General features: G+C 71.3%; 19 protein-coding genes. 16 read left to right on the top strand and 3 right to left on the bottom strand.

Annotated features, from left to right (window positions below; genetic code table 11):
• Positions 1-126 precede the first annotated feature (126 nt).
• From ACWCPM_RS12365 to ACWCPM_RS12380, 4 genes are all read left to right on the top strand, one after another.
• Positions 127-408 (top strand): acylphosphatase, encoded by a 282-nt coding sequence (locus ACWCPM_RS12365; RefSeq protein ID WP_450976076.1) that lies wholly within the window; start codon positions 127-129, stop codon positions 406-408.
• A gap of 380 nt (positions 409-788) precedes the next feature.
• Positions 789-995 carry a hypothetical protein gene (locus ACWCPM_RS12370; protein WP_450976077.1) on the top strand — a complete coding sequence of 69 codons (207 nt, stop codon included), beginning with the start codon at positions 789-791 and terminating at the stop codon, positions 993-995.
• Positions 996-1,234: 239 nt separating this feature from the next.
• Positions 1,235-4,852, top strand: a complete 3,618-nt coding sequence (gene smc / locus ACWCPM_RS12375; protein WP_450976078.1) for a chromosome segregation protein SMC — start codon at positions 1,235-1,237, stop codon at positions 4,850-4,852.
• Positions 4,853-5,047: 195 nt separating this feature from the next.
• Positions 5,048-6,466: a sugar porter family MFS transporter gene (locus ACWCPM_RS12380; protein WP_450976079.1), complete on the top strand. Its 1,419-nt coding sequence runs from the start codon at positions 5,048-5,050 to the stop codon at positions 6,464-6,466.
• A gap of 121 nt (positions 6,467-6,587) precedes the next feature.
• Here ACWCPM_RS12380 and ACWCPM_RS12385 read toward each other — a convergent pair whose 3' ends face one another.
• The gene (locus ACWCPM_RS12385) at positions 6,588-7,559 is read right to left on the bottom strand and encodes an LLM class flavin-dependent oxidoreductase (RefSeq protein ID WP_450976080.1); all 972 of its coding nucleotides are present in this window, start codon (positions 7,557-7,559) and stop codon (positions 6,588-6,590) included.
• A gap of 156 nt (positions 7,560-7,715) precedes the next feature.
• On the opposite strand from ACWCPM_RS12385, the gene ftsY reads away from it, so the two are divergent.
• On the top strand, positions 7,716-8,924 hold the full coding sequence (ftsY, locus tag ACWCPM_RS12390; protein ID WP_450976081.1) for a signal recognition particle-docking protein FtsY: 1,209 nt from the start codon (positions 7,716-7,718) through the stop codon (positions 8,922-8,924).
• 131 nt (positions 8,925-9,055) lie between these two features.
• Here the strand turns inward: ftsY and ACWCPM_RS12395 are convergent, their stop codons facing one another.
• Positions 9,056-9,718, bottom strand: a complete 663-nt coding sequence (locus ACWCPM_RS12395; RefSeq protein WP_450976082.1) for a bifunctional DNA primase/polymerase — start codon at positions 9,716-9,718, stop codon at positions 9,056-9,058.
• Positions 9,719-10,163: 445 nt separating this feature from the next.
• On the opposite strand from ACWCPM_RS12395, the gene nsdA reads away from it, so the two are divergent.
• The 6 genes from nsdA to ftsH all read left to right on the top strand — a co-directional run bounded on the left by nsdA (position 10,164) and on the right by ftsH (position 19,836).
• Positions 10,164-11,639: a transcriptional repressor NsdA gene (nsdA, locus tag ACWCPM_RS12400; protein WP_450976083.1), complete on the top strand. Its 1,476-nt coding sequence runs from the start codon at positions 10,164-10,166 to the stop codon at positions 11,637-11,639.
• A gap of 337 nt (positions 11,640-11,976) precedes the next feature.
• On the top strand, positions 11,977-13,320 hold the full coding sequence (locus ACWCPM_RS12405; RefSeq protein WP_450976084.1) for an ammonium transporter: 1,344 nt from the start codon (positions 11,977-11,979) through the stop codon (positions 13,318-13,320).
• Positions 13,317-13,655, top strand: coding sequence for a P-II family nitrogen regulator (locus ACWCPM_RS12410; protein WP_003997576.1), 339 nt, complete (start codon positions 13,317-13,319; stop codon positions 13,653-13,655). The genes ACWCPM_RS12405 and ACWCPM_RS12410 overlap by 4 nt, the downstream gene beginning before the upstream one ends.
• Before the next feature lie 25 nt (positions 13,656-13,680).
• Positions 13,681-16,125: a [protein-PII] uridylyltransferase gene (locus ACWCPM_RS12415; protein WP_450976085.1), complete on the top strand. Its 2,445-nt coding sequence runs from the start codon at positions 13,681-13,683 to the stop codon at positions 16,123-16,125.
• A 114-nt stretch (positions 16,126-16,239) separates the two neighbouring features.
• Entirely contained in the window at positions 16,240-17,790 is a 1,551-nt protein-coding gene (ffh, locus tag ACWCPM_RS12420) for a signal recognition particle protein (RefSeq protein ID WP_450976086.1), read from the top strand.
• 105 nt (positions 17,791-17,895) lie between these two features.
• Positions 17,896-19,836 (top strand): ATP-dependent zinc metalloprotease FtsH, encoded by a 1,941-nt coding sequence (gene ftsH / locus ACWCPM_RS12425; RefSeq protein ID WP_450976087.1) that lies wholly within the window; start codon positions 17,896-17,898, stop codon positions 19,834-19,836.
• Positions 19,837-19,930: 94 nt separating this feature from the next.
• On the opposite strand, the gene ACWCPM_RS12430 is transcribed toward ftsH, so the two are convergent.
• Complete coding sequence (locus tag ACWCPM_RS12430; protein WP_450976088.1) at positions 19,931-20,830, bottom strand: SAM-dependent methyltransferase; 900 nt, start codon at positions 20,828-20,830, stop codon at positions 19,931-19,933.
• A gap of 689 nt (positions 20,831-21,519) precedes the next feature.
• Between ACWCPM_RS12430 and ACWCPM_RS12435 the strand changes: the two genes are divergently transcribed.
• The 5 genes from ACWCPM_RS12435 (at position 21,520) to trmD (ending at position 24,524) form a co-directional block, all read left to right on the top strand.
• Positions 21,520-22,116, top strand: coding sequence for a hypothetical protein (locus ACWCPM_RS12435; RefSeq protein WP_450976089.1), 597 nt, complete (start codon positions 21,520-21,522; stop codon positions 22,114-22,116).
• Between the two features lie 278 nt (positions 22,117-22,394).
• Positions 22,395-22,820, top strand: a complete 426-nt coding sequence (rpsP, locus tag ACWCPM_RS12440) for a 30S ribosomal protein S16 (RefSeq protein WP_450976090.1) — start codon at positions 22,395-22,397, stop codon at positions 22,818-22,820.
• Between the two features lie 2 nt (positions 22,821-22,822).
• Positions 22,823-23,062, top strand: a complete 240-nt coding sequence (locus tag ACWCPM_RS12445) for an RNA-binding protein (RefSeq protein WP_075031224.1) — start codon at positions 22,823-22,825, stop codon at positions 23,060-23,062.
• Between the two features lie 86 nt (positions 23,063-23,148).
• The gene (rimM, locus tag ACWCPM_RS12450; RefSeq protein ID WP_450976091.1) at positions 23,149-23,691 is read left to right on the top strand and encodes a ribosome maturation factor RimM; all 543 of its coding nucleotides are present in this window, start codon (positions 23,149-23,151) and stop codon (positions 23,689-23,691) included.
• Positions 23,691-24,524 (top strand): tRNA (guanosine(37)-N1)-methyltransferase TrmD, encoded by an 834-nt coding sequence (gene trmD, locus ACWCPM_RS12455; protein WP_450976092.1) that lies wholly within the window; start codon positions 23,691-23,693, stop codon positions 24,522-24,524. Before rimM ends, trmD begins: the two co-directional genes overlap by 1 nt.
• The last annotated feature ends 128 nt before the right edge of the window (positions 24,525-24,652 follow it).

A 24,652-nucleotide genomic window follows, 5' to 3' on the forward strand; every position in this document is an offset into this window, starting at 1 on the left:
GTCCCCCGGCCAACCAAACTCACTCGATCGAGCGAGTTTCATATGAGATTCATTGGGGCTGGACGGTACCGCATGGCGCTCGGGGAGGAAGTGTCCCCAGGGACATTGGCCGGTTAGGTTGCAGCCATGAGTGAGGATGTGCGACTGGTCGCCTGGGTGCGAGGGCGTGTCCAAGGTGTGGGTTTCCGCTGGTTCACGCGGGCCAAGGCGCTGGAGATCGGGGGCCTCAGCGGTTTCGCCCTCAATCTGGCCGACGGTCGCGTCCAGGTGGTCGCGGAGGGACCGCGCCAGGGTTGCCAAGGGCTCCTGGACTGGCTCCAGGGAGATGACACGCCCGGGCGCGTAGACGGCGTCACCGAGATCTGGGACACACCTCGCGGCGGCTACGACGGGTTCGCGATCCGCTGACGACGTGCGGGCGCGGTGACCGCCGGGGAGGCCGGAAGCCCGTCCGCGACGGCCGCCCGGAACGGAAACGAGCAGGTGATTGCCGAGAACCGCTTGCCTTGGCAGGCTCGACACGCAAGGATGATCGCCACGCCCTGAGTGCCCCGTGGAAGTCGCCGCGCCGCCGTGTCCGGCCGCGTGCCAGCGGGTTGCCCCCCGATACAGGGCGTGATCGTGTTGACCGTCAAACTTTTTGGTGAGACGCTGAAAGCCCCGCGCACCTTAGCTGTTTGGCATGGATGAACGCCAGCACAACTCCACAGTGCCAAGCGGCCGCGGGTGCGAATCCCTCACGACCCACACCGCATCGGTCGGTCACTCAGTGTGGAGGACCATCCATCATGGCAAAGGCGCTTCTCGGTTACGTCGGCGGCTCCGACCCTCGACTCCTCGCCGAGATGCGACGGCTCCAGCAGCGCGTGCAGGACCTGGAATCCGAGCTCGGACGGATCCAGGCCGAGAACGACACGCTGACGGCTGCCGCTTCTCACCACGACAGGATCATGGAGAGCGTCGACGCACACCAGGCGGAGCCTGCGCTCACCTGATCGCTGCGTCGCACGACGACACGCAGTGGTTGGGCTGCCCGTATCAACCGCTAAGTTGTCAGAAGTCGCAAGGGACGCTTCGGCGTCCCTTCTTTCTTGCCCCCCGCGTCTGCTCACCCCGGGCTTTCGTGCCCCGCGCATCCTTTCAGCGTCTTTAACATTTGGTGTGCCCTGCGCATTCAGCGGCGAAACCGTGGGTTCATGGAGCGAGACAACCCCGGAAGGTAGAGTCCAGCGGCGTGCACCTCAAGGCCCTGACCCTCCGCGGGTTCAAGTCGTTCGCCTCCGCGACCACACTCCGGTTCGAGCCGGGCATCACATGTGTCGTAGGACCGAACGGCTCGGGCAAGTCCAACGTCGTGGACGCGCTCAGCTGGGTCATGGGCGAGCAGGGTGCCAAGTCGCTGCGCGGCGGCAAGATGGAGGACGTCATCTTCGCCGGCACCACCGGCCGCCCGCCGCTGGGCCGCGCCGAGGTCTCGCTGACGATCGACAACTCCGACGGGGCACTGCCCATCGAGTACGCCGAGGTCACCATCACGCGGATCATGTTCCGCAACGGCGGCAGCGAGTACCAGATCAACGGCGACACCTGTCGCCTGCTCGACATCCAGGAACTGCTCTCCGACTCCGGCATCGGCCGCGAGATGCACGTCATCGTCGGCCAGGGCCAGCTCGACTCCGTCCTCCACGCCGATCCGATGGGCCGCCGCGCCTTCATCGAGGAGGCCGCGGGCGTCCTCAAGCACCGCAAGCGCAAGGAGAAGGCGCTGCGGAAGCTGGACGCGATGCAGGCCAACCTCGCGCGCGTGCAGGACCTGACCGACGAGCTGCGGCGCCAGCTGAAGCCGCTGGGCCGGCAGGCGGCCGTCGCCCGCCGGGCCGCCGTCATCCAGGCCGATCTGCGCGACGCCCGCCTCCGGCTGCTCGCCGACGATCTCGTCCGGCTCAAGGACGCGCTCCAGGCGGAGGTCGCCGACGAGGCCGCGCTGAAGGATCGCAAGGAGGCGGCCGAGCAGGAGCTGCGCGGGGCGCTCCAGCGCGAGGCGCTCCTGGAGGACGAGGTCCGCCGCCTCACCCCGCGGCTGCAGCGCGCGCAGCAGACCTGGTACGAGCTGTCCCAGCTCGCCGAACGCGTACGCGGCACGATCTCGCTCGCCGAGGCACGTGTGAAGAGCGCGACCTCCGCCCCGCCCGAGGAGCGGCGCGGCCGTGACCCCGAGGACATGGAGCGCGAGGCCCAGCGCATCCGTGAGCAGGAGGCCGAGCTGGAGGCCGCCCTGGACGCGGCCCAGCGTGCCCTCGACGACACGGTCGCCCACCGTGCCGAGCTGGAGCGCGAACTGGCGTCCGAGGAACGCCGCCTGAAGGACGCCGCGCGCGCCATCGCCGACCGGCGCGAGGGGCTGGCCCGGCTGAACGGCCAGGTCGGCGCCGCCCGTTCGCGTGCGGCCTCCGCCCAGGCCGAGATCGACCGGCTCGCCGCCTCCCGCGACGAGGCGCAGGAGCGGGCGGTCACCGCGCAGGAGGAGTACGAGGCGCTCAAGGCCGAGGTCGACGGCCTCGACGCCGGTGACGCCGAACTCGCCGAGCGGCACGAGGCGGCCAAGCGGCAGCTCGCCGGGACGGAGTCCGCTCTCGCCGGAGCCCGGGAGGCGGCCACGGCTGCCGAACGCAGTCGCGCGGCGACGCAGGCCCGCCACGACGCCCTCGCCATGGGCCTGCGGCGCAAGGACGGCACCGGAATACTGCTGGGAGCACGGGACCGCCTCACCGGCGTCCTCGGCCCGGCGGCGGAACTGCTCTCGGTCACACCCGGCCACGAGGTCGCGCTCGCGGCGGCATTCGGCGCGGCGGCCGACGCGATCGCCGCGACGACCCCGGCCTCGGCGGCCGAGGCGATCAGGCTGCTGCGCAAGCAGGACGGCGGCCGGGCGGCCCTGCTGCTGGCGGGCGCCCCGGAGGAGCCGGCGCCCGTGGCCGAAGCGCCGCACGGGGGCGCGGGGAACGGCGCGAACGGTGACGACGGGCTCACCGACGACAGGCGGGGGCCGTCGCGCCCCTTCGCCGCCGAACTGGTCCGGGGCCCCGCCGAGCTGATGCCCGCCGTGCGGCGGCTGCTGCGGAACATCGTCGTCGTCGGCACTCTGGAGGACGCCGAGGACCTCGTCTACGCACGGCCCGACCTGACCGCCGTCACCGCCGAAGGGGACCTGCTCGGGGCGCACTTCGCGCTCGGCGGTTCCGCGGGCGCGCCGAGTCTGCTGGAGGTGCAGGCGTCCGTCGACGAGGCCGCCGCGGAGCTCGAAGAGCTGGCCGTGCGGTGCGAGGAACTCGCCGGGGCGCAGCGGGCGGCCGGTGAACGGCGGGGGGAGAGCGCGGCGCTCGTCGAGGAACTGGGGGAGCGGCGGCGGGCCGCCGACCGGGAGAAGTCGTCCGTGGCACAGCAGCTCGGGCGCCTCGCCGGGCAGGCCAGGGCCGCCGCCGGGGAGGCCGAGCGCAGCGTGGCCGCGGCCGCGCGGGCGCAGGAGGCGCTCGACAAGGCCCTCATGGACGTCGAGGAACTGGCCGAACGGCTCGCCGTCGCCGAGGAGATGCCGCTCGAGGAGGAGCCGGACACCTCCGTCCGGGACCGGCTGGCCGCCGACGGTGCCAACGCCCGGCAGACCGAGATGGAGGCCCGCCTCCAGGCCCGTACCCACGAGGAGCGGGTCAAGGGGCTCGCCGGACGGGCCGACTCCCTCGACCGGGCCGCGCGCGCCGAACGTGAGGCACGCGCGCGTGCCGAGCAGCGCAGGGCGCGCCTTCGGCACGAAGCGGCCGTCGCGGAAGCCGTGGCGTCCGGTGCGCGTCGGCTGCTCGCACACGTCGAGGTCTCCCTCGCCCGCGCCCACGAGGAGCGCACCGCCGCCGAGACCGCCAAGGCGCACCGCGAACGGGAACTCGCCGCCGCCCGCACCGAGGGCCGCGACCTCAAGGCCGAACTCGACAAGCTCACCGACTCCGTGCACCGGGGCGAGGTGCTCGGCGCCGAGAAGCGGATGCGGATCGAGCAGCTGGAGAGCAAGGCGCTGGAGGAGCTGGGCGTCGAACCGGCCGGGCTGATCGCGGAGTACGGCCCGCGTCAGCTCGTACCGCCCTCCCCGCCTGCCGAGGGCGAGGAGCTGCCGGAGGACCCCGAGCACCCGCGCAACCAGCCGAAGCCCTTCGTGCGGGCCGAGCAGGAGAAGCGGCTGAAGTCCGCGGAGCGGGCCTATCAGCAGCTCGGCAAGGTCAATCCGCTGGCGCTGGAGGAGTTCGCGGCGCTGGAGGAGCGGCACCAGTTTCTCAGCGAGCAGCTGGAGGACCTGAAGAAGACCCGCGCCGACCTGCTCCAGGTGGTCAAGGAGGTCGACCAGCGGGTCGAGCAGGTCTTCACCGAGGCCTACTGGGACACCGCCCGGCAGTTCGAGGGCGTCTTCGGCCGGCTCTTCCCGGGCGGCGAGGGGCGGCTGGTGCTGACCGACCCCGACAACATGCTCACCACGGGTGTGGACGTGGAGGCGCGGCCCCCCGGCAAGAAGGTCAAGCGGCTGAGCCTGCTCTCCGGCGGTGAGCGCTCGCTGACCGCGGTGGCGCTGCTCGTGTCGATCTTCAAGGCCCGGCCCAGCCCGTTCTACGTGATGGACGAGGTCGAGGCCGCGCTCGACGACACCAACCTGCAGCGGCTGATCCGGATCATGCAGGAGCTGCAGGAGGCCTCGCAGCTCATCGTCATCACCCACCAGAAGCGGACGATGGAGGTCGCCGACGCTCTCTACGGCGTCTCCATGCAGGGCGACGGTGTGTCCAAGGTCATCAGCCAGCGGCTGCGTTGAGCCTGGCGAAGGCCAGTTCTTCAAGTTGTGAACACAAGACCCTCACCGATGGGGCTAGGATTCCTAACAGGATCCTGTTGACTTCGAAACTTGAACGCATAGTCTCTCGAAGGTTGTTTTCAACTTCAGGTTTTGCCATCTATGAGGGCTACCCCCCCACATACCGGCAGCGTCGCCGGTGGCCCTAGGAGTCACGTGACCAGCACGCCGCAGGCGCCTCCGTCAGGAGCCGGTCCGGCCCGGCCCGACCATCTCGGGCACGTCGTCTTCATCGCGGCGGCGGCCGCGATGGGCGGCTTCCTCTTCGGCTACGACAGTTCCGTGATCAACGGTGCCGTCGAGGCGATCCGGGACCGCTACGACATCGGCTCCGCGGCGCTGGCGCAGGTCATCGCCGTGGCGCTGATCGGCTGTGCGATCGGCGCCGCGACGGCCGGCCGGATCGCCGACCGCATCGGCCGCATCCTGTGCATGCGGATCGCCGCGGTCCTGTTCACCGTGAGTGCCGTCGGTTCGGCCCTGCCGTTCTCGCTGTACGACCTCGCCTTCTGGCGTGTGATCGGCGGGTTCGCCATCGGCATGGCCTCCGTGATCGGCCCCGCCTACATCGCCGAGGTCGCCCCGCCCGCGTACCGCGGCCGTCTCGGCTCGTTCCAGCAGGCCGCGATCGTGGTCGGCATTGCCGTCTCGCAGCTGGTCAACTGGGGCATCCTGAACGCCGCCGGCGGCGACCAGCGCGGTGAGCTGCTGGGTCTGGAGGCGTGGCAGCTGATGCTCGGCGTCATGGTCGTCCCGGCCGTCCTCTACGGCCTGCTCTCCTTCGTGATCCCCGAGTCCCCGCGCTATCTGATCTCCGTCGGCAGGCGCGAGCGCGCCCGCGAGATCCTCGCCGAGGTCGAGGGGCGCGGAGTGGACCTCGACTCCCGCGTCGCGGAGATCGAGCACGCCATGACGAGCGAGCACAAGTCGACCTTCAAGGACCTGCTCGGCGGCGGCTTCTTCTTCAAGCCGATCGTCTGGGTCGGCATCGGGCTGTCGGTCTTCCAGCAGTTCGTCGGCATCAACGTCGCCTTCTACTACTCCGCGACGCTGTGGCAGTCGGTCGGCGTGGACCCGGCCGACTCGTTCCTCTACTCGTTCACCACGTCGATCATCAATATCGTCGGCACGGTCATCGCGATGATCTTCGTCGACCGCATCGGCCGTCGGCCCCTTGCCCTCATCGGCTCGGTCGGCATGGTGATCGGCCTCGCACTGGAGGCCTGGGCCTTCTCCTTCGACCTCGTCGGCGGCAAGCTGCCGGCCACCCAGGGCTGGGTCGCGCTGATCGCCGCCCATGTGTTCGTCCTCTTCTTCGCCCTGTCGTGGGGTGTGGTGGTCTGGGTCATGCTCGGCGAGATGTTCCCGAACCGGATCCGCGCCGCCGCCCTGGGCGTGGCCGCCGCCGCGCAGTGGATGGCCAACTGGGCCATCACCGCGAGCTTCCCGTCGCTCGCCGACTGGAACCTCTCCGCGACCTATGTGATCTACACCGTCTTCGCGGCGCTCTCCATCCCGTTCGTCCTGAAGTTCGTGAAGGAGACGAAGGGCAGGACGCTGGAGGAGATGGGCTGAGCCTCACCCTCCCCGGGCCTCACGCCCGCCCGGCCTCACCCCGAGGCCCTCGATACCGAGGAGAGGGGCCAAGTCCCCGCTGCCCCTCTCCTCGTCCTCGTGAGAGACGTGCCGCCCCGGCTCAGCCACCGAGCCGGGGCAGCACGCTCTCGCAGAACAGCCGCAGACTGCGCCAGCCCTCCTCCAGCGGCATCCCGCCGACCAGCGGATGCAGTACGAGGTTGTCGAGGCCCTGCGCCACGCACTCGTCCGGCGTGAGCACCCGGTAGACGCCCTCGGCGCGCAGCTCCGCCACCGTGGTGGCCGCCGACCGCACGGCCGAGCGGATGTCCGCGGACTGCCAGGAGGCGTATGTGCGCGCCTCGTGCAGGAAGTGCCCGCCGTGCTCCGCCCACGTCCGGTCCGGGTCCTCGGCGAGATGCAGCAGCGGTGTCTCGGCGCCGGGCATCATCGTCCAGCCCTCGGTGCCGTACTCCACCAGGCGCTCCTTGTAGTACGCCTCCAGTTCCGGCAGGTGCGCGCTGGGGAAGAACGGCAGGCCGAGGCGGGCGGCCCGGCGCGCCGCCGCCCGGGAGGAACCGCCGACCAGGAGCAGCGGGTGCGGGTCGGAGAACGGGCGCGGCGTGACCCGCGCCGTCCGACCCCGGTAGGTGAACTCCTCCCCGGTCCAGGCCTTCAGCACCGTCTCCAGCACCTCGTCCTGCAACCGCCCGCGCCGCGCCCAGTCCACACCGAACAGTTCGTACTCCTGCGGCCGGTACCCGATCCCCGCGACGGTCACCAGCCGTCCCCCGCTCAGCAGGTCCAGTACGGCGATGTCCTCGGCCAGCCGTAGCGGGTCGTGCAACGGTCCGATGACCGCCGAGACGGTGACGGCGAGACGGCGGGTGGCGCCGAGCACCGCCCCCGCGAACGTGAACGGCGAGGGCAGCCAGTTGTCCGGCACACCGTGGTGCTCCTCCGTCTGCACGGTGGTGATCCCCTGGTCGTCGGCGTACCCGGCCATCTCCAGCGCGGTCCGGTAGCGGGCGTGCAGGGAGGCGGGGGTGGCCCCGGGTTCGACGAGGTTGAAACGGACGACCGAGACGGGCATGGGGTCCCCTTCGCCGGGCGGGTGTGGAGGGGGACGGTAGCTGACGAGGCGTCAGGTCGCCAGAGACGTGGCGCGGGGGCCGCCGGGGCCACACGGCACTTGGACGAACGTCCAAACCGGGTCCGCCGGAGCCCCATGGCTGATACTGGACGGGTTATGGAAATCGTCATCCTTGCTGTAGTCATCGCCGTGGTCGTGATCGGCGCGATCGGCGGGCTCGTCATCGGCAGCCGGCGGACAAAGTCGCTGCCCCCGCCGCCGCCCACGACGCCCGACATCACCGCACCCCCGGCCGAGCCGCATGTCGGCGACGAGGCCGAGACACCGCGGGAGGAACCGCGCCGCACGATAGAGGAGGTGGACCTCCCCGACGGCTCGGCCCCGGTCGCCGTCGAGGAACCCCCCGTCGTCGAGCTCCCGCCGACCGAGATCGAGATCCCGGAGCCCACCGCGGGGCGGCTCGTCCGTCTCCGCGCCCGTCTGTCCCGCTCGCAGAACGCCCTCGGCAAGGGGCTGCTCACGCTGCTCTCGCGTGAGCACCTCGACGACGAGACCTGGGAGGAGATCGAGGACACCCTGCTCACCGCCGACGTCGGTGTGCAGCCCACCCAGGAACTGGTCGAACGGCTGCGCGAGCGGGTGAAGGTGCTCGGCACCCGCACCCCCGCCGAGCTGCGCGGCCTGTTGCGCGAGGAACTGCTCACCCTGGTCGGCACCGACATGGACCGGGTCGTGAAGACCGAGCCCGAGAGCACCAAGCCCGGCATCGTGATGGTCGTCGGCGTCAACGGCACCGGCAAGACCACCACCACCGGAAAGCTCGCCCGTGTCCTGGTGGCCGACGGCCGCAGCGTCGTCCTGGGCGCCGCCGACACCTTCCGGGCCGCCGCCGCGGACCAGCTCCAGACCTGGGGCGAGCGGGTCGGGGCCTACACCGTGCGCGGACCGGAGGGCGGCGACCCCGCCTCCGTCGCGTTCGACACCGTGAAGGAGGGCAAGGAGATGGGCGCCGACGTGGTGCTCATCGACACCGCCGGACGGCTGCACACCAAGACCGGCCTCATGGACGAGCTCGGCAAGGTCAAGCGCGTCGTCGAGAAGCACGCTCCGCTGGACGAGGTGCTCCTCGTCCTCGACGCCACCACCGGCCAGAACGGCCTTGTCCAGGCCCGCGTCTTCGCCGAGGTCGTCGACATCACCGGCATCGTCCTCACCAAGCTGGACGGCACCGCGAAGGGAGGCATCGTCGTCGCCGTGCAGCGCGAACTCGGCGTCCCGGTCAAGCTGATCGGGCTCGGTGAGGGGGCCGACGACCTGGCGCCGTTCGAGCCGGAGGCCTTCGTGGACGCCCTCATCGGAGAGTGAGCACCCACGGAGCCCCGCACACCAGGAAGCGCCCGTCCCGAGCTGTCATCGGGGGCGGGCGCTTCGTCGTGTGCGGGAGCCGGTCACGGGGCGTCCCGATGGGCCCCGCGCTCGTCCCGGAGCCGGTACGGCTACGCCCGCGACCGGTGTGCCACGTAGGCCAGCGTCCCCAGCAGCAGCCGCGCGGCCGGCGGCTTCCGCGCCGAGTCCAGGTCCGGCGGGCGCAGCCAGCGCACCGGGCCGAGGCCGCCCCGGTCGGACGGCGGGGCCGTGATGTGCGCGCCCGGGCCGAGGCCGCGCAGGTCGAGGCGCGGGTCGTCCCAGCCCATGCGGTACAGCAGCGCCGGCAGCTCGGGTGCCGAGCCCGCGGCGACGAGGAAGTGGGCCCGGCCGTCGGGGGTGGCGGCCACGGGGCCGAGCGGGAGTCCCATGCGTTCCAGCCGGACCAGGGCACGACGCCCCGCGGGCTCGGCCACCTCGATCACGTCGAACGTCCGTCCGGTCGGCAGCATCACCGCCGCTCCCGGGAACTGGGCCCAGGCGGTCGTCACCTCGTCGAGCGTCGCTCCGGCCGGCACCTCCGGCGCGAAGTCCAGTGGATGCGCGCCCGGCGCGCGGCAGTCGCCGCGCCCGCAGGAACAGGCGCCACCGGCCGCCCGTGCGCCCGGGACGACGTCCCAGCCCCATAGTCCGGTGTACTCCGCCACGGCGGTGCCCTCCGACGTGCGGCCGCGGCGCCGCGAGGCGGACCGGATGTCGCGGATGCCCCGACTGCTGCCGATCGTGAAGCCCATGCCCCCTCCAACGGGTCCGACACATCGGTGGTTACGAGACGGAATCAGAACGTGACTCTCCGTTTCCGACTTCCCGCTGCCGCGCGACGCCAGACGGCTTTCGGAAGCAACCCGAGTGGTGTGTCCACGCCTGCGCGCCCCTGGGTGCACCTGTCCGCCCACTTCTGTCCGGCCTATGTCAAGTGAATCGCGTGGCGGCGTCTGCCAGTTCATTCGAAGGGGTGGCGAATGGTGGCGTTTCCGGGAACGCCGTGGCCGGGCGGGTGATCGTAGGATTACCGTGTGTGCACGGCGGCAGGGGCACATGCACCAGTGGGTATGCCGGAGGCAATCAGGTTCCTCGTTCGAAGACTGAGAACTGCCGGACGGGCAGCCGTACTGACGGGCATTCTGATAGGGCTTGGCGCAGTTGGTGGCAGGCGATCCGAGGGATGGGGGCGTTCCAGTGGGCGGCAACGGCGGAACCGGGACGAACGCTGAGAAGCGCCCGAATGAGCTGTTGGGCTCGTGGTTCGTGCGCAGCGGCTGGTCGAAGGGCGAGCTGGCGCGCCAGGTGAACCGCAGGGCACGCCAGTTGGGCGCCCACCACATCTCCACCGACACCTCGCGCGTGCGCCGCTGGCTGGACGGTGAGAACCCCCGCGAGCCGATCCCGCGCATTCTCTCGGAACTGTTCTCGGAGCGGTTCGGCTGTGTCGTGTCCATCGAGGACCTCGGCCTGCGGGCCGCCCGCCAGTCGCCGTCGGCCCACGGCGTGGACCTGCCGTGGACGGCCCCGCAGACGGTCGCGCTGCTCGGCGAGTACTCGCGCAGCGACCTGATGCTCGCCCGCCGCGGTTTCCTCGGCACCTCGCTGGCGCTGTCCGCCGGACCGGCCCTGATCGAGCCCATGCAGCGCTGGCTGGTCCCCACGCCTCCCTCCCCCCGGCCGGAACCCTCCTCGGTGCCGTCCACCCGGGCGCGGGGCCGGCTGTCCAAGCCGGAGCTGGACCTGCTCGAGTCCACCACGGTGATGTTCCGGCAGTGGGACGCCCAGTGCGGCGGCGGTCTGCGCCGCAAGGCCGTCGTCGGCCAGTTGCACGAGGTGACCGACCTGCTCCAGGAGCCCCAGCCCGAGTCCACCACCCGCAAGCTGTTCAAGGTCGCCGCCGAGCTGGCCGAACTCGCCGGCTGGATGTCGTACGACGTGGGGCTCCAGCCGACCGCGCAGAAGTACTTCGTGCTCGCGCTGCACGCCGCCAAGGAGGCCGGTGACCGTCCCCTTGGCTCGTACGTGCTGTCCAGCATGAGCCGCCAGATGATCCACCTCGGGCGCCCCGAGGACGCGCTGGAGCTGATCCACCTCGCGCAGTACGGCAGCCGGGACTGCGCGAGCCCGCGCGCCCAGGCGATGCTGTATGCGATGGAGGCCCGCGCGTACGCCAACATGAGCCAGCCCGGCAAGTGCAAGCGTGCCGTCCGGATGGCCGAGGACACCTTCGCCGAGGTCGACGACTGGGACGAGCCGGACGCCGACTGGATCCGCTTCTTCTCCGAGGCGGAGCTGTTCGCCGAGAACAGCCACTCCTTCCGCGATCTCGCCTACGTGGCCGGCCGCAGCCCGGCCTACGCCTCCCTGGCCGAGCCCCTGATGCGGCGGGCCGTGGAGCTGTTCGCGGACGACACCGAGCACCAGCGGTCGTACGCGCTCAACCTCATCGGCATGGCCAGTGTGCACCTGCTCCGGCGGGAGCCCGAGCAGAGCACCGTCTTCGCCGATCAGGCCATGACCGTCGCCAAGAATGTCCGTTCCGAGCGCGTCAACACTCGTATCCGAAAGACCGTGGACACCGCCGTCCGTGACTTCGGTGACGTCGCCGAGGTCGTGGACCTCAGCCGGAAGCTCGCGATCGAGCTGCCCGAGACCGCCGAGGCAGTCTGAGCACGGCGGCGAAACCCCTGACCCCGGCCGCGGCCGGCCCTCCCGAACTGCCCGACTCGGCTCCCCCATGCCAGGTCATCGGAAGGCCGCCCGCGGCCGGTCCTTCTCCCCCGGAAAAGCGGCGGAGGAAGGTTGCGCCACGATAACGATCGCGCGGCCCCGTAGCAGGCAGTTCATCGAGGCGTAACACGCCCGGCGCCTTCGTCACCCCGGCGAAACAACGAGGGGCTTCCACCGAAACGGCGCTGCGTCAATGTCGTGGCGCATAACCGGCCCACCCCTCATCCCGCTCAGGCTTCGCCCGCACGGGGCCGTATCCAACGACGAGGAGACGCCGATGGCTCCAGCCATCACGCTTGCGGCGGACGCACCCACGCTGTCGTCCGCGAACACAGGCTTCATGCTCATCTGTTCCGCCCTGGTGATGCTCATGACCCCGGGTCTGGCCTTCTTCTACGGAGGCATGGTCCGCGTCAAAAGCACCCTGAACATGCTGATGATGAGTTTCATCAGCCTGGGAATCGTCACCATTCTGTGGGTGCTGTACGGCTTCTCCATGGCGTTCGGAACGGATTCCGGCAGCCTCATCGGCTGGAATTCCGACTACGTCGGCTTCACGGGGATCGGTATCGGCGACCTGTGGGACGGCTACACCATCCCGGTCTATGTCTTCGCCGTCTTCCAGCTGATGTTCGCGATCATCACGCCCGCCCTGATCAGCGGCGCCCTCGCGGACCGCGTGAAGTTCACGGCATGGGCGCTGTTCATCACCCTGTGGGCCACCGTCGTGTACTTCCCCGTCGCCCACTGGGTCTGGGGCGCGGGCGGCTGGGCCTTCGAGCTGGGCGTGATCGACTTCGCCGGTGGTACGGCGGTGCACATCAACGCCGGTGCCGCGGCCCTCGGCGTGATCCTGGTGATCGGCAAGCGCATCGGCTTCAAGAGGGACCCGATGCGGCCGCACAGCCTGCCGCTGGTCATGCTCGGCGCCGGTCTGCTGTGGTTCGGATGGTTCGGGTTCAACGCCGGCTCGTGGCTGGGCAACGACGACGGCGTCGGCGCGCTGATGTTCGTCAACACCCAGATCGCCACCGCCGCCGCCATGCTGGCCTGGCTGATCTACGAGAAGCTCCGCCACGGCGCGTTCACCACGCTGGGCGCCGCGTCCGGCGCGGTCGCCGGTCTGGTCGCCATCACTCCGGCAGGCGGCGCGGTCGACCCGCTCGGCGCGATCGCGGTGGGCGCCATCGCCGGTCTGCTGTGCGCGATGGCGGTCGGCCTGAAGTACAAGTTCGGCTACGACGACTCCCTCGACGTCGTCGGTGTCCACCTCGTCGGCGGTGTGCTCGGCTCCCTGCTGATCGGCTTCTTCGCCAGCGGCAAGGGCCAGTCCGACGTCGAGGGCCTGTTCTACGGTGGCGGCCTGGAACAGTTCTGGAAGCAGTGTGCCGGTGTGTTCGCCGTCCTCGCCTACTCCCTGATCGTCTCGGCGGTCCTCGCCTTCCTGATCGACAAGACGATCGGCATGCGGGTACCGGAGGACGACGAGGTGGCCGGCATCGACCAGGCCGAGCACGCCGAGACCGCATACGACTTCAGCGGCGCCGGCGGCGGTGCCTCCCGTACCACGCCTGCCCCGCCCACGGCCGCCGCGGCCGCGAACAAGAAGGTGGACGCATGAAGCTCATCACCGCCGTCGTCAAGCCCCACCGGCTCGACGAGATCAAGGAAGCCCTCCAGGCGTTCGGAGTACACGGACTGACCGTCACCGAAGCCAGCGGTTACGGTCGCCAGCGGGGGCACACCGAGGTCTACCGCGGCGCCGAGTACACCGTCGACCTGGTCCCCAAGATCCGTATCGAGGTACTGGCCGAGGACGACGACGCCGAGCAGTTGATCGACGTGATCGTGAAGGCGGCCCGTACCGGCAAGATCGGTGACGGCAAGGTCTGGTCCCTTCCGGTCGAGACCGCGGTCCGCGTCCGCACGGGCGAGCGCGGACCGGACGCGCTCTGACACACCGAGGAACAGGAGTCGCCGGGTGACGAGCACGGGCGTACGGACGGAAGCAGAGGACTCGGGACCCAGCGGCTACGCGGCGGCCCGGCTGCGTCTCCTCACCGAGGGGGCGCGGTCCGGGCCGCCGCGCCGTGCCGCCCTGGCCGGGCTGACCGACGAGTGGCTGGCGGGGCTGTTCGGCGCGGGTGCGGAGGGGCTGCGCGGGGTCTCCCTGGTGGCGGTCGGCGGCTACGGCCGCGGTGAGCTGTCCCCCCGCAGCGACCTGGACCTCCTCCTGCTGCACGACAACGGCGACGCGTCGGCGATCGCCGCGCTCGCCGACCGCATCTGGTACCCGGTCTGGGACCTGGGCCTGGCCCTCGACCACTCGGTCCGCACCCCGGCCGAGGCCCGCAGGACCGCCGCGGAGGATCTGAAGGTCCACCTGGGCCTGCTGGACGCCCGCCACCTCGCGGGCGACCTCGGTCTGACCGCGGGCCTGCGCACCGCGGTCCTCGCCGACTGGCGCAACCAGGCGCCGAAGCGCCTCCCGGAACTCAAGGAGCTCTGCGCCGAGCGCGCCGAACGCCAGGGCGAGCTGCAGTACCTGCTGGAGCCGGACCTCAAGGAGGCCCGCGGTGGCCTCAGGGACGCCACCGCCCTGCGCGCCGTCGCCGCCTCCTGGCTGGCCGACGCCCCGCGCGAGGGCCTCGACGACGCCCGGCGCCGGCTCCTGGACGTCCGGGACGCCCTGCACCTCGCCACCGGACGCGCCACCGACCGGCTCGCCCTTCAGGAGCAGGACCAGGTCGCGGCCGAGCTGGGCCTGCTCGACGCCGACACCCTGCTGCGGCAGGTCTATGAGGCGGCGCGGCTCATCTCGTACGCGGGCGATGTCACCTGGCGTGAGGTGGGGCGTGTGCTGCGGTCGCGGGCCGTGCGGCCCCGGCTGCGCTCCATGCTCGGCGGGGGCAAGCAGGTCGCCGAGCGGTCTCCGCTGGCCGAGGGCGTCGTGGAGCAGGAGGGCGAGGTGGTGCTCGCCCGTGCCGCGCGCCCCGACCGCGACCCCGTACTCCCGCTGCGTGCCGCGGCTGCGGCCGCGCAGGCCGGGCTCCCCCTCTCCCTGCACGCTGTACGGCGCATGGCGGCCGGCGCGCGCCCTCTGCCCACACCCTGGCCCGCCGAGGCCCGCGAGCAGCTGGTCACGCTGCTCGGCTCGGGCCGGCCGACCGTCGAGGTCTGGGAGGCACTGGAGGCGGAGGGTCTGATCACCCGGCTCATCCCCGACTGGGAGCGGGTGCGCTGCCGCCCGCAGCGCAACGCCGTGCACCTCTGGACCGTCGACCGGCACCTCATCGAGACCGCCGTCCGTGCCTCCGAGTTCACCCGCCGGGTCAGCCGGCCCGACCTGCTGCTGGTCGCGGCGCTGCTGCACGACATCGGCAAGGGCTGGCCCGGCGACCACTCGGTCGCGGGCGAGATCATCGCGCGCGACGTGGCGGGCCGGATCGGCTTCGACCGCACGGACGTGGCCGTCCTCGCCGCCCTCGTACGCCATCACCTGCTGCTCATCGAGACCGCCACGCGGCGTGACCTGGAGGATCCCGCGACCGTGCGCTCCGTCGCCGAGGCGGTCGGCTCGCAGGGCACGCTGGAACTGCTGCACGCGCTGACCGAGGCCGACGCCCAGGCCACCGGACCGGCCGCCTGGTCGTCCTGGCGGGGTTCGCTCGTGGCCGACCTGGTGAAGCGGGTCTCGGCCGTGCTCGCCGGGGACGCCCCGGCCGACCCGGAGGCCGTCGCGCCCACCGCGGAGCAGGAACGGCTCGCCATCGAGGCGCTCGCGACGGGCAGCCCGGTGCTGGCGCTGCGGGCCCAGACGGCGGCGCCCACCGAGGAGGCGTCCGGCGAGTCGGAGCCGCTCGGGGTCGAGCTCCTCGTCGCCGTCCCGGACCAGCCCGGTGTGCTGCCCGCGGTGTCCGGTGTCCTCGCCATGCACCGTCTGACCGTGCGCGCGGCCGAGCTGCGGGCTCTGGAACTGCCGGACGGCGTCGACGGCGCGGTGCTGGTGCTGGACTGGCGGGTCGCCGCCGAGTACGGCTCCCTGCCGCAGGCCGCCCGGCTGCGCGCGGACCTGGTCCGGGCCCTGGACGGCTCGCTCGACGTCGCGGGCCGCCTCGCCGAGCGGGACGCCGCGTACCCGCGCCGCCGGGGCGTCGTCGCGCCGCCACCGCGTGTGACGGTCGACTCGGCGGCTTCCCGTCACGCGACGGTGTTCGAGGTCCGTGCCCAGGACGCGCCCGGTCTGCTCTTCCGCATCGGCCGGGCCCTGGAGGACGCCGGCGTGCGGGTACGCAGCGCGCATGTGTCGACGCTGGGCGCGAACGCCGTCGACGCGTTCTACGTCACAGGTCACCAGGGAACGCCCCTGCCGGGCGAGGAGGCGGTGGCGGTGGCACGGAAGCTGGAGGAGATGCTGCGGGGGTGACCCGGGGCGCTCGGGGCGCTCCCTCATGTGCTGGACGAGGACGATTCGCTCGGCGGTGCGGATACCCTGGAGGGCGATCCCTACTGTCGCCTACTGCCGAGGACCGACGCCGCCGTGTTCGATACCCTTTCCGACCGCCTCTCAGCCACCTTCAAGTCCCTCCGGGGCAAGGGGCGACTCAGTGAAGCGGACATCGACGCCACGGCTCGCGAGATCCGGATCGCGCTCCTCGAGGCGGACGTGGCGCTGCCGGTCGTCCGGAGCTTCATCAAGAACGTCAAGGAGCGCGCGCTCGGCGCCGACGTCTCCAAGGCGCTGAACCCCGCCCAGCAGGTCCTGAAGATCGTCAACGACGAGCTCGTCACGATCCTCGGCGGCGAGACCCGGCGGCTGCGCTTCGCCAAGCAGCCGCCCACCGTGATCATGCTGGCCGGTCTCCAGGGTGCCGGTAAGACCACCCTCGCGGGCAAGCTCGGCTGGTGGCTGAAGGAGCAGGGCCACTCGCCGCTGCTGGTCGCCGCCGACCTCCAGCGCCCGAACGCCGTGAACCAGCTGAGCGTCGTCGCCGACCGCGCCGGTGTGGCCGTCTACGCGCCGGAGCCGGGCAACGGTGTCGGTGACCCGGTCAAGGTCGCCAAGGACTCCATCGACTTCGCGAAGTCCAAGGTCCACGACATCGTGATCGTGGACACCGCCGGACGCCTCGGCATCGACCAGGAGATGATGAAGCAGGCCGCGGACATCCGCGACGCCGTCTCCCCGGACGAGATCCTCTTCGTCGTCGACGCGATGATCGGCCAGGACGCGGTGAACACCGCCGAAGCCTTCCGCGACGGCGTCGGCTTCGACGGTGTGGTGCTGTCCAAGCTCGACGGTGACGCCCGTGGTGGCGCGGCCCTGTCGATCCGGCAGATCACGGGCAAGCCGATCATGTTCGCGTCGAACGGTGAGAAGCTCGACGACTTCGACGCCTTCCACCCTGACCGGATGGCTTCCCGCATCCTCGACATGGGTGACCTGCTCACCCTGATCGAGCAGGCGGAGAAGACGTTCAGCCAGGAAGAGGCCGAGAAGATGGCCTCCAAGCTGGCGTCCAAGAAGGGCCAGGACTTCACCCTGGACGACTTCCTGGCCCAGATGGAGCAGGTCAGGAAGATGGGCAGCATCTCCAAGCTGCTCGGCATGCTGCCCGGCATGGGCCAGATCAAGGACCAGATCCAGAACATCGACGAGCGGGACGTCGACCGCACCGCCGCGATCATCAAGTCGATGACGCCGGGCGAGCGCCAGGACCCGAACATCATCAACGGCTCGCGGCGTGCCCGTATCGCCCGTGGTTCCGGCGTCGAGGTCAGCGCCGTGAAGAACCTGGTCGAACGGTTCTTCGAGGCCCGCAAGATGATGTCCCGCATGGCGCAGGGCGGCGGGATGCCCGGCATGCCGGGGATTCCGGGCATGGGAGGCGGCCCGGGCCGGGCCAAGAAGCAGCAGAAGCAGGCCAAGGGCAAGCAGCGCTCCGGCAACCCGATGAAGCGCAAGCAGCAGGAGCAGGACGCCGCCGCCCGTCGCGCGGCCGCCGCCCAGGGCGGCAACGCCTTCGGTGTCCCGCAGCAGGGCGCGCAGGACTTCGAACTGCCCGACGAGTTCAAGAAGTTCATGGGCTGACGGCACTTCTCGTCGTGACGGCGCCGGGGGCACCTCCTTCCAGGGGGTGCCCCCGGCGCCGCTTCCGCACATGCCTCCGGGGCCGGTGTGTCGTAACGTCCCGATATGACCAACGCCGCGCCGTCGCGAAAGTCGCCGGACCAGCCCTGGCGCACCGAGGGCACCCCGGAGGAGCCGCCGAAGTCGCCGTCCGGCTGGCGGAAGCTGCCCGGCGGCTGGTGGAGCCTGGCCGTCACCGCCCTGGTCGTGTTCCTGATCGCCAACATCGTGCTGTCGTTCCTCGACGAGGAGGAGCCCACGATCTCCTACACGGCGTTCAGCAAGCAGGTCGAAGCCGACAACGTCAGCAGGATCTACTCCAAGGGCGACTCGATCCAGGGCGAGCTGAAGAAGGCCCAGGACAACCCCGGGGGCGACGGTACCTACACCCGGTTCAAGACGCAGCGGCCCGCCTTCGCGGACGACGAGCTCTGGGAGGACCTGAGCAGTCACAACGTCACGGTCACCGCGGAGCCCGTCGTCCAGCAGCGCGGCATCGTGGCCAATCTGCTGCTCTCGCTGGCCCCCATCCTGCTGCTCGTCCTGCTGTGGGTCTTCATCGCGCGGCGGGCGAAAACGGGGTTCGGCGGGGCGGGCGGCATGTTCGGGCGCAAGCCGCCGCCCAAGCCGGTCGAGCTCGAGCCCGGGGACAAGCGCACGACGTTCGCGGACGTGGCGGGCATCGACGAGGTGGCGGGCGAGCTCAACGACGTCGTCGACTTCCTGAAGAACCCGGACGCCTATCGGCGGATGGGCGCCAAGCTGCCCCGCGGTGTGCTGCTCGCCGGACCTCCCGGCACCGGCAAGACGCTGCTCGCACGGGCGGTGGCGGGGGAGGCGGGGGTGCCCTTCTTCTCGGCGTCCGCGTCCGAGTTCATCGAGATGATCGTGGGCGTCGGCGCGTCCCGGGTGCGGGAACTGTTCGCGGAGGCGCGCAAGGTGGCGCCGTCGATCATCTTCATCGACGAGATCGACACCATCGGCCGGGCGCGCGGCGCGGGTGCGACCGTGAGCGGGCACGACGAGCGTGAGCAGACCCTGAACCAGATCCTGACCGAGATGGACGGCTTCTCCGGCTCCGAGGGCGTGATCGTGATCGCCGCGACCAACCGCGCGGACGTCCTCGACCCCGCCCTGACCCGACCCGGCCGCTTCGACCGGATCGTCCAGGTCGCGCCGCCGGACCGGGGCGGTCGCGAGGCCATCCTGAGGATCCACACGCGCGAGATCCCGCTCGCCCCGGACGTGGACCTCGCCCGGGTCGCCCGTACGACCCCCGGGATGACCGGCGCCGAACTGTCCAACCTGGCCAACGAGGCCGCCCTGCTCGCCGTCAAGCGGGGCCAGGACGAGGTGACGCAGTCCGACCTCTCGGAGGCGCTGGAGAAGGTCCAGCTCGGCGCCGAACGCGCGCTGGTCATGCCCGAGGACGAACGCCGGCGCACCGCCTACCACGAGAGCGGGCACGCCCTGCTGGGCATGCTCCAGCCGGGCGCGGATCCCGTCCGCAAGATCACCATCGTGCCCCGCGGCAGGGCGCTCGGCGTGACGCTGTCGACCCCGGAATCGGACAAGTACGCGTACACCGAGGACTATCTGCGGGGCCGGATCATCGGCGCTCTCGGCGGGATGGCGGCGGAGCACGTCGTCTACGGGGTCATCACGACCGGCTCGGAGAGCGACCTGGAGCAGGTCACCAACATCGCGCGCGGGATGGTGGCCCGCTGGGGCATGAGCCGGCAGGTCGGCCGGCTGTCGGCGCTGCCCGGCGACGCGCAGCAGGCCTACGGGCTGGCGGCGGCCCCCCAGACGCTGGACGTGATCGACGGCGAGATGCGGCGCGTCGTCGACGAGTGCTACGAGGAGGCCTGCCACAAGCTGCGCGACCACCGCGACCAGCTGGACGCGCTGGCGGCGGCGCTGCTGGAGCGGGAGACGCTGGAGGAGGCGGACGCGTACCGGATCGCCGGCATCGCGCGCGCGGCCAAGACGAACGGGCAGGGGTAGCGGCCCGGGGGCACCGTCCCGGGTCCGTCCCCTCGCCCCTGTGGGCCGTTCGCGCACCGCCCGGGCTCGCCGCCCGGACCGTGCCGCGCCACCCTCAGCGCGTCCGGGCGATCAGGTAGCGGAAGACGTTCGGCATCCACACCGTGCCGTCCGGCCGCCGGTGCTGGTGCAGCGCCTCGGCCAGTTCCTTGTCGACCCGCTCCTGGTCGGTCGCCGCGATCGCCGCGTCGAACAGCCCCGTCGACAGCAGACCGCGCGCCGCGCTGTCCACGTCGGCGTACCCGAACGGGCAGGCGACCCGGCCCGAACCGTCCGGCCTGAGACCGGCACCCAGGGCCACTTCCTCCAGGTTGTCGCGGAGCGCCGGCCGCCAGCTGCCGCCGCCGCGCAGCGGATCCGCCAGCTTGGCCGCCACCCGGAGCACCGAGGAGGTGGCGCAGCGCTCCGGCGGCCCCCAGCCGGCCAGCACCACCGGCGCGCCCCGGCCGGCGAGCGGAGCCGCGGCGGCCAGCAGATCACCGAGGCCCTCCGCGTCCCCGGCGAGACACCCGATGGGCTCGAAAGAGGTGACGAGGGTGTACTCCGGGGCCCGCGAACCGGCCGGCTCCCCGGGCCCGGCGCCGTCCGGTGGCAGGCCGCCGTCCGGCAGGCCCTCGACGAGCCGCGCACCGGCCGTACGCGCGTTCGTGCGGGGTGTCTCCGCGGCCCCCTGCAGCCGCTCGCGCGCGAGGGCCAGCCTCTCGGGCGAGGAGGACTCGACACCGGTGACGGCGGCGCCCCGGGAGGCCGCCATCAGCAGGGCGAGCCCCGTACCGCAGCCGAGCCCCAGCAGCCGCGTGCCGGGTCCCACGTCCAGTCGCTCGTAGACGGCCTCGTAGAGCGGTACGAGCATCCGCTCCTGGATCTCCGACCAGTCACGCGCGCGTGCGCACAGGTCCACGCGGGGTGCGTCTCCCGCGTGAGGCAGGTGCTGCCGCACGAGCGTAGGTGTCATCGAAAGCGCCCCAATCCGCAGCGAGTCGCCGCTGTACCCGTTTTCGTCGCCCCCCGTCGTGTACGCCCACCCTTCCCCCGTATGCCAGGTAACTCCGAGGCGGCGACCGCGTCCAGGGGTCTCGGCGCCCCGCTTGTGAGGTGCCCGCGTGAGTGGCGAGAATTCACGTTCCGGCAACACCGCTGTCCCTCCCGCGGCGGAATTGCTCCGTCCGGCGCACCGAGGAGTGGCGTGATCGCGCCGTGGGCGATGACGGTGCGTCGCGGCGCGGGGCGGCGGCTCGGTTTCGGCCAAGGTCGAGAGCCCCGGACGTCGTCCGGTCGCCGCGTGCTCGCCGCGTGCGTGCCCCCCGGTCGGGGTCCCGTCGCGGAAGGACAGGGCGGTAGCGGACACCGGGGGCGGACCCGGTAGGGTCACGGTCGTACCGCGTGCGGGCCTGGCGGGGGTGAGAGGCGGCCGAAACACCTCTTGCGCACCCGCGGCCTCCTCCACCCCACCACGTGGACGCGCCCTGCGCGCCGGGTCGTACGTCAGGCTACGTACCACCTTGTAGTGAGCTGCGCGGCTTCTCCGCAGATCAGCGCACCCGCCCTCCTCAGGACGCATCAGCGACAACTGACGGGTACGTGCAAATTATTTGGGATGCCCCGGAATAGGAACACAGCGGGACTCAGGCTCGTTGTCATTACGTGAGCACGACACCACCTGTTCTCGCCGCAGAGCTGGCACAGGCGTGGGCCGACATTCAGCGGTACCACTCCGAGCTGCCGGACCTTGCCGCGCCCGAGTCCCTGATCGGGGAGTCCTCGTCCGCCTGCGGACACGAACTCTCCTTCGAGCGGCTGCTTCACGAAGCAGTCCACGGCATCGCTGCCGCGCGCGGAATCCGCGACACCTCCCGCGCCGGCCGGTACCACAACCGCAGATTCCTCGCGATCGCCGAGGAGCTGGGCCTCGACCACCCGGAGGAGCCGCATCCCAGCAGCGGCTTCTCGCTGGTCACGCTCAACCCCGAGGCGAAGCGGCGGTACCGGCCGACGATCGAGCGCCTGCAGCGCGCCCTGAAGGCCCACACCGCCGCCACCACCACCGACACCGGCCGCAGCTTCCGCGGCCCGGCCGCCCGCCATGGTTCGTCCGGCGGCGGCGTCCGGGTCAAGGCGGTGTGCGACTGCGGCCGGAACGTACGGGTCGTCCCGTCCGTCCTGGCCCAGGCGCCGATCATGTGCGGCGGCTGCGGCAAGCCGTTCCGGATCCCCGAGGTGGTGGGCGCGGGAGCGAGGTGAGCGCGCGGCTGTTCGTGGCAGCCGTACGCCACCCGTAGTCCCGCGGGCCAGGCACTCGGCGCCCGTCGCGGGGCGCCGGGTGCCGTTCAGGCGTGCCTGGGCGCACCCTCGGTCCGAAGCGGCTCGTGGGCTGTGGCAGAATGGACAGCTGTACTCGACAGCCGCACAGGACCCCTCTCTCCTCCGGCTGACGCGTCCATCGGGCACTCGGGTACCGCAACCCCACGCGGCTCTTCCCGCCGTGCCCACCCACGTCAGATCCAGGAGAACCCACTCCCGTGGCAGTCAAGATCAAGCTGAAGCGTCTGGGCAAGATCCGTTCGCCTCACTACCGCATCGTCGTCGCCGACTCCCGCACCCGCCGTGACGGCCGTGCGATCGAGGAGATCGGCAAGTACCACCCGACGTACAACCCGTCGGTGATCGAGGTCGACGGCGACCGTGTGGCGTACTGGCTCGGCGTCGGCGCCCAGCCGACCGAGCCCGTCCTCGCCATCCTCAAGAAGACCGGCGACTGGCAGAAGTTCAAGGGCGAGCCCGCCCCGGCGCCGCTGCTCGTCGCCGCGCCGAAGGCGGCGCGTCCGTCCTTCGAGGCTCTCGGCGGTGACGACGAGGGCAAGGGCGAGGCCATCACCCAGAAGAAGAAGGCCGACAAGAAGGACGAGGCCCCGGCCGAGTCCGCGGCTGAGTCCACCGAGGCCTGAGCATGCTCGAGGAGGCTCTCGAGCACCTCGTGAAGGGCATCGTCGACAACCCTGACGATGTGCAGGTCGCCTCGCGCGAACTGCGTCGCGGGCGTGTGCTGGAGGTCCGGGTGCACCCCGACGACCTCGGCAAGGTGATCGGCCGCAACGGCCGCACCGCGCGCGCCCTGCGCACCGTCGTGGGCGCCATCGGCGGCCGCGGTGTCCGTGTCGACCTCGTCGACGTGGACCACGTCCGCTGACACAAGGCAGCGCAGCACCGGCACGGGCCGGGGAGGGCCAGTGGGCCGTCCCCGGCCCGTCGTCGTACGACAGGAGAACAAGCACAGTGCAGCTCGTAGTCGCACGGATCGGCCGTGCCCACGGCATCAAGGGCGAGGTCACCGTCGAGGTACGTACCGACGAGCCGGAGCTCAGGCTCGCGCCCGGCGCCGTACTCGCCACCGACCCGGCCTCCACCGGGCCGCTGACCATCGAGACGGGCCGCGTGCACAGTGGCCGTCTGCTGCTGCGTTTCGCGGGCGTGAGCGACCGCGGCGGCGCCGAGGCCCTGCGCAACACCCTCCTGATCGCCGAGATCGACCCGGAGGAACTGCCCGAGGGCGAGGACGAGTACTACGACCACCAGCTGATGGACCTCGACGTCGTGACCACGGACGGGGCGGAGGTCGGCCGGATCACCGAGATCTCGCACCTTCCCTCGCAGGACCTGTTCATCGTGGAGCGACCGGACGGCAGCGAGGTCATGATCCCGTTCGTCACGGAGATCGTCACCGAGATCGACCTGGAGGAGCAGCGGGCCGTCATCGACCCGCCGCCCGGACTGATCGACGACCGCGCGGACATCGCCTCGTCGAGGGACGAGTCCTGATGCGGCTCGACGTCGTCACGATCTTCCCGGAGTACCTCGACCCGCTGAACGTCTCCCTGGTCGGCAAGGCACGGGCGCGAGGGCAGCTGCGGGTCCACGTGCACGATCTGCGGTCCTGGACCTACGACCGCCACAACACGGTCGACGACACGCCCTACGGCGGCGGCCCCGGCATGGTCATGAAGACCGAGCCCTGGGGTGACGCCCTGGACTCCGTCCTCGCCGACGGCTACGAGACGGGCTCGCACGGCCCGGCCCTGATCGTTCCCACGCCCAGCGGCCGGCCCTTCACCCAGGAGCTCGCCGTCGAGCTCTCCGAGCGCCCCTGGCTGATCTTCACCCCGGCCCGCTACGAGGGGATCGACCGACGGGTCGTCGACGAGTACGCCGGCCGGATGCCGGTGTACGAGGTGTCCATCGGCGACTACGTCCTCGCCGGCGGCGAGGCGGCCGTCCTGGTCGTCACCGAGGCCGTGGCGCGGCTGCTCCCCGGCGTCCTGGGCAACGCCGAGTCGCACCGGGACGACTCCTTCGCGCCCGGCGCCATGGCGAGCCTCCTGGAGGGGCCCGTCTACACCAAGCCGCCGGAGTGGCGGGAACGCGGGATCCCGGACGTGCTGCTCAGCGGGCATCACGGCAAGATCGCCCGTTGGCGGCGCGACGAGGCACTGCGGCGCACGACGGCCAACCGGCCCGATCTGATCGAGCGTTGCGACCCCAAGGCCTTCGACAAGAAGGACCGGGAGATGCTCTCCATCCTGGGCTGGGCACCGGACCCCGAGGGTGAGCCGTTCGGCCGATTTTGGCGCAGGACCGAGAGCGTGGAAGAATAGGTCGCTGTTGTGCGCCTGTCCGGCGTGCGCCCCTGCCGCAGGGGGACACGACGCCGCCCCGACCCGCACGGCACTCACACCAGAAACCTAGTTTCCGTTGATGACCTGTGGCATCAGCGAGGAAAGCA

The sequence above is a fragment of the Streptomyces sp. NPDC002309 genome, assembly GCF_053593375.1.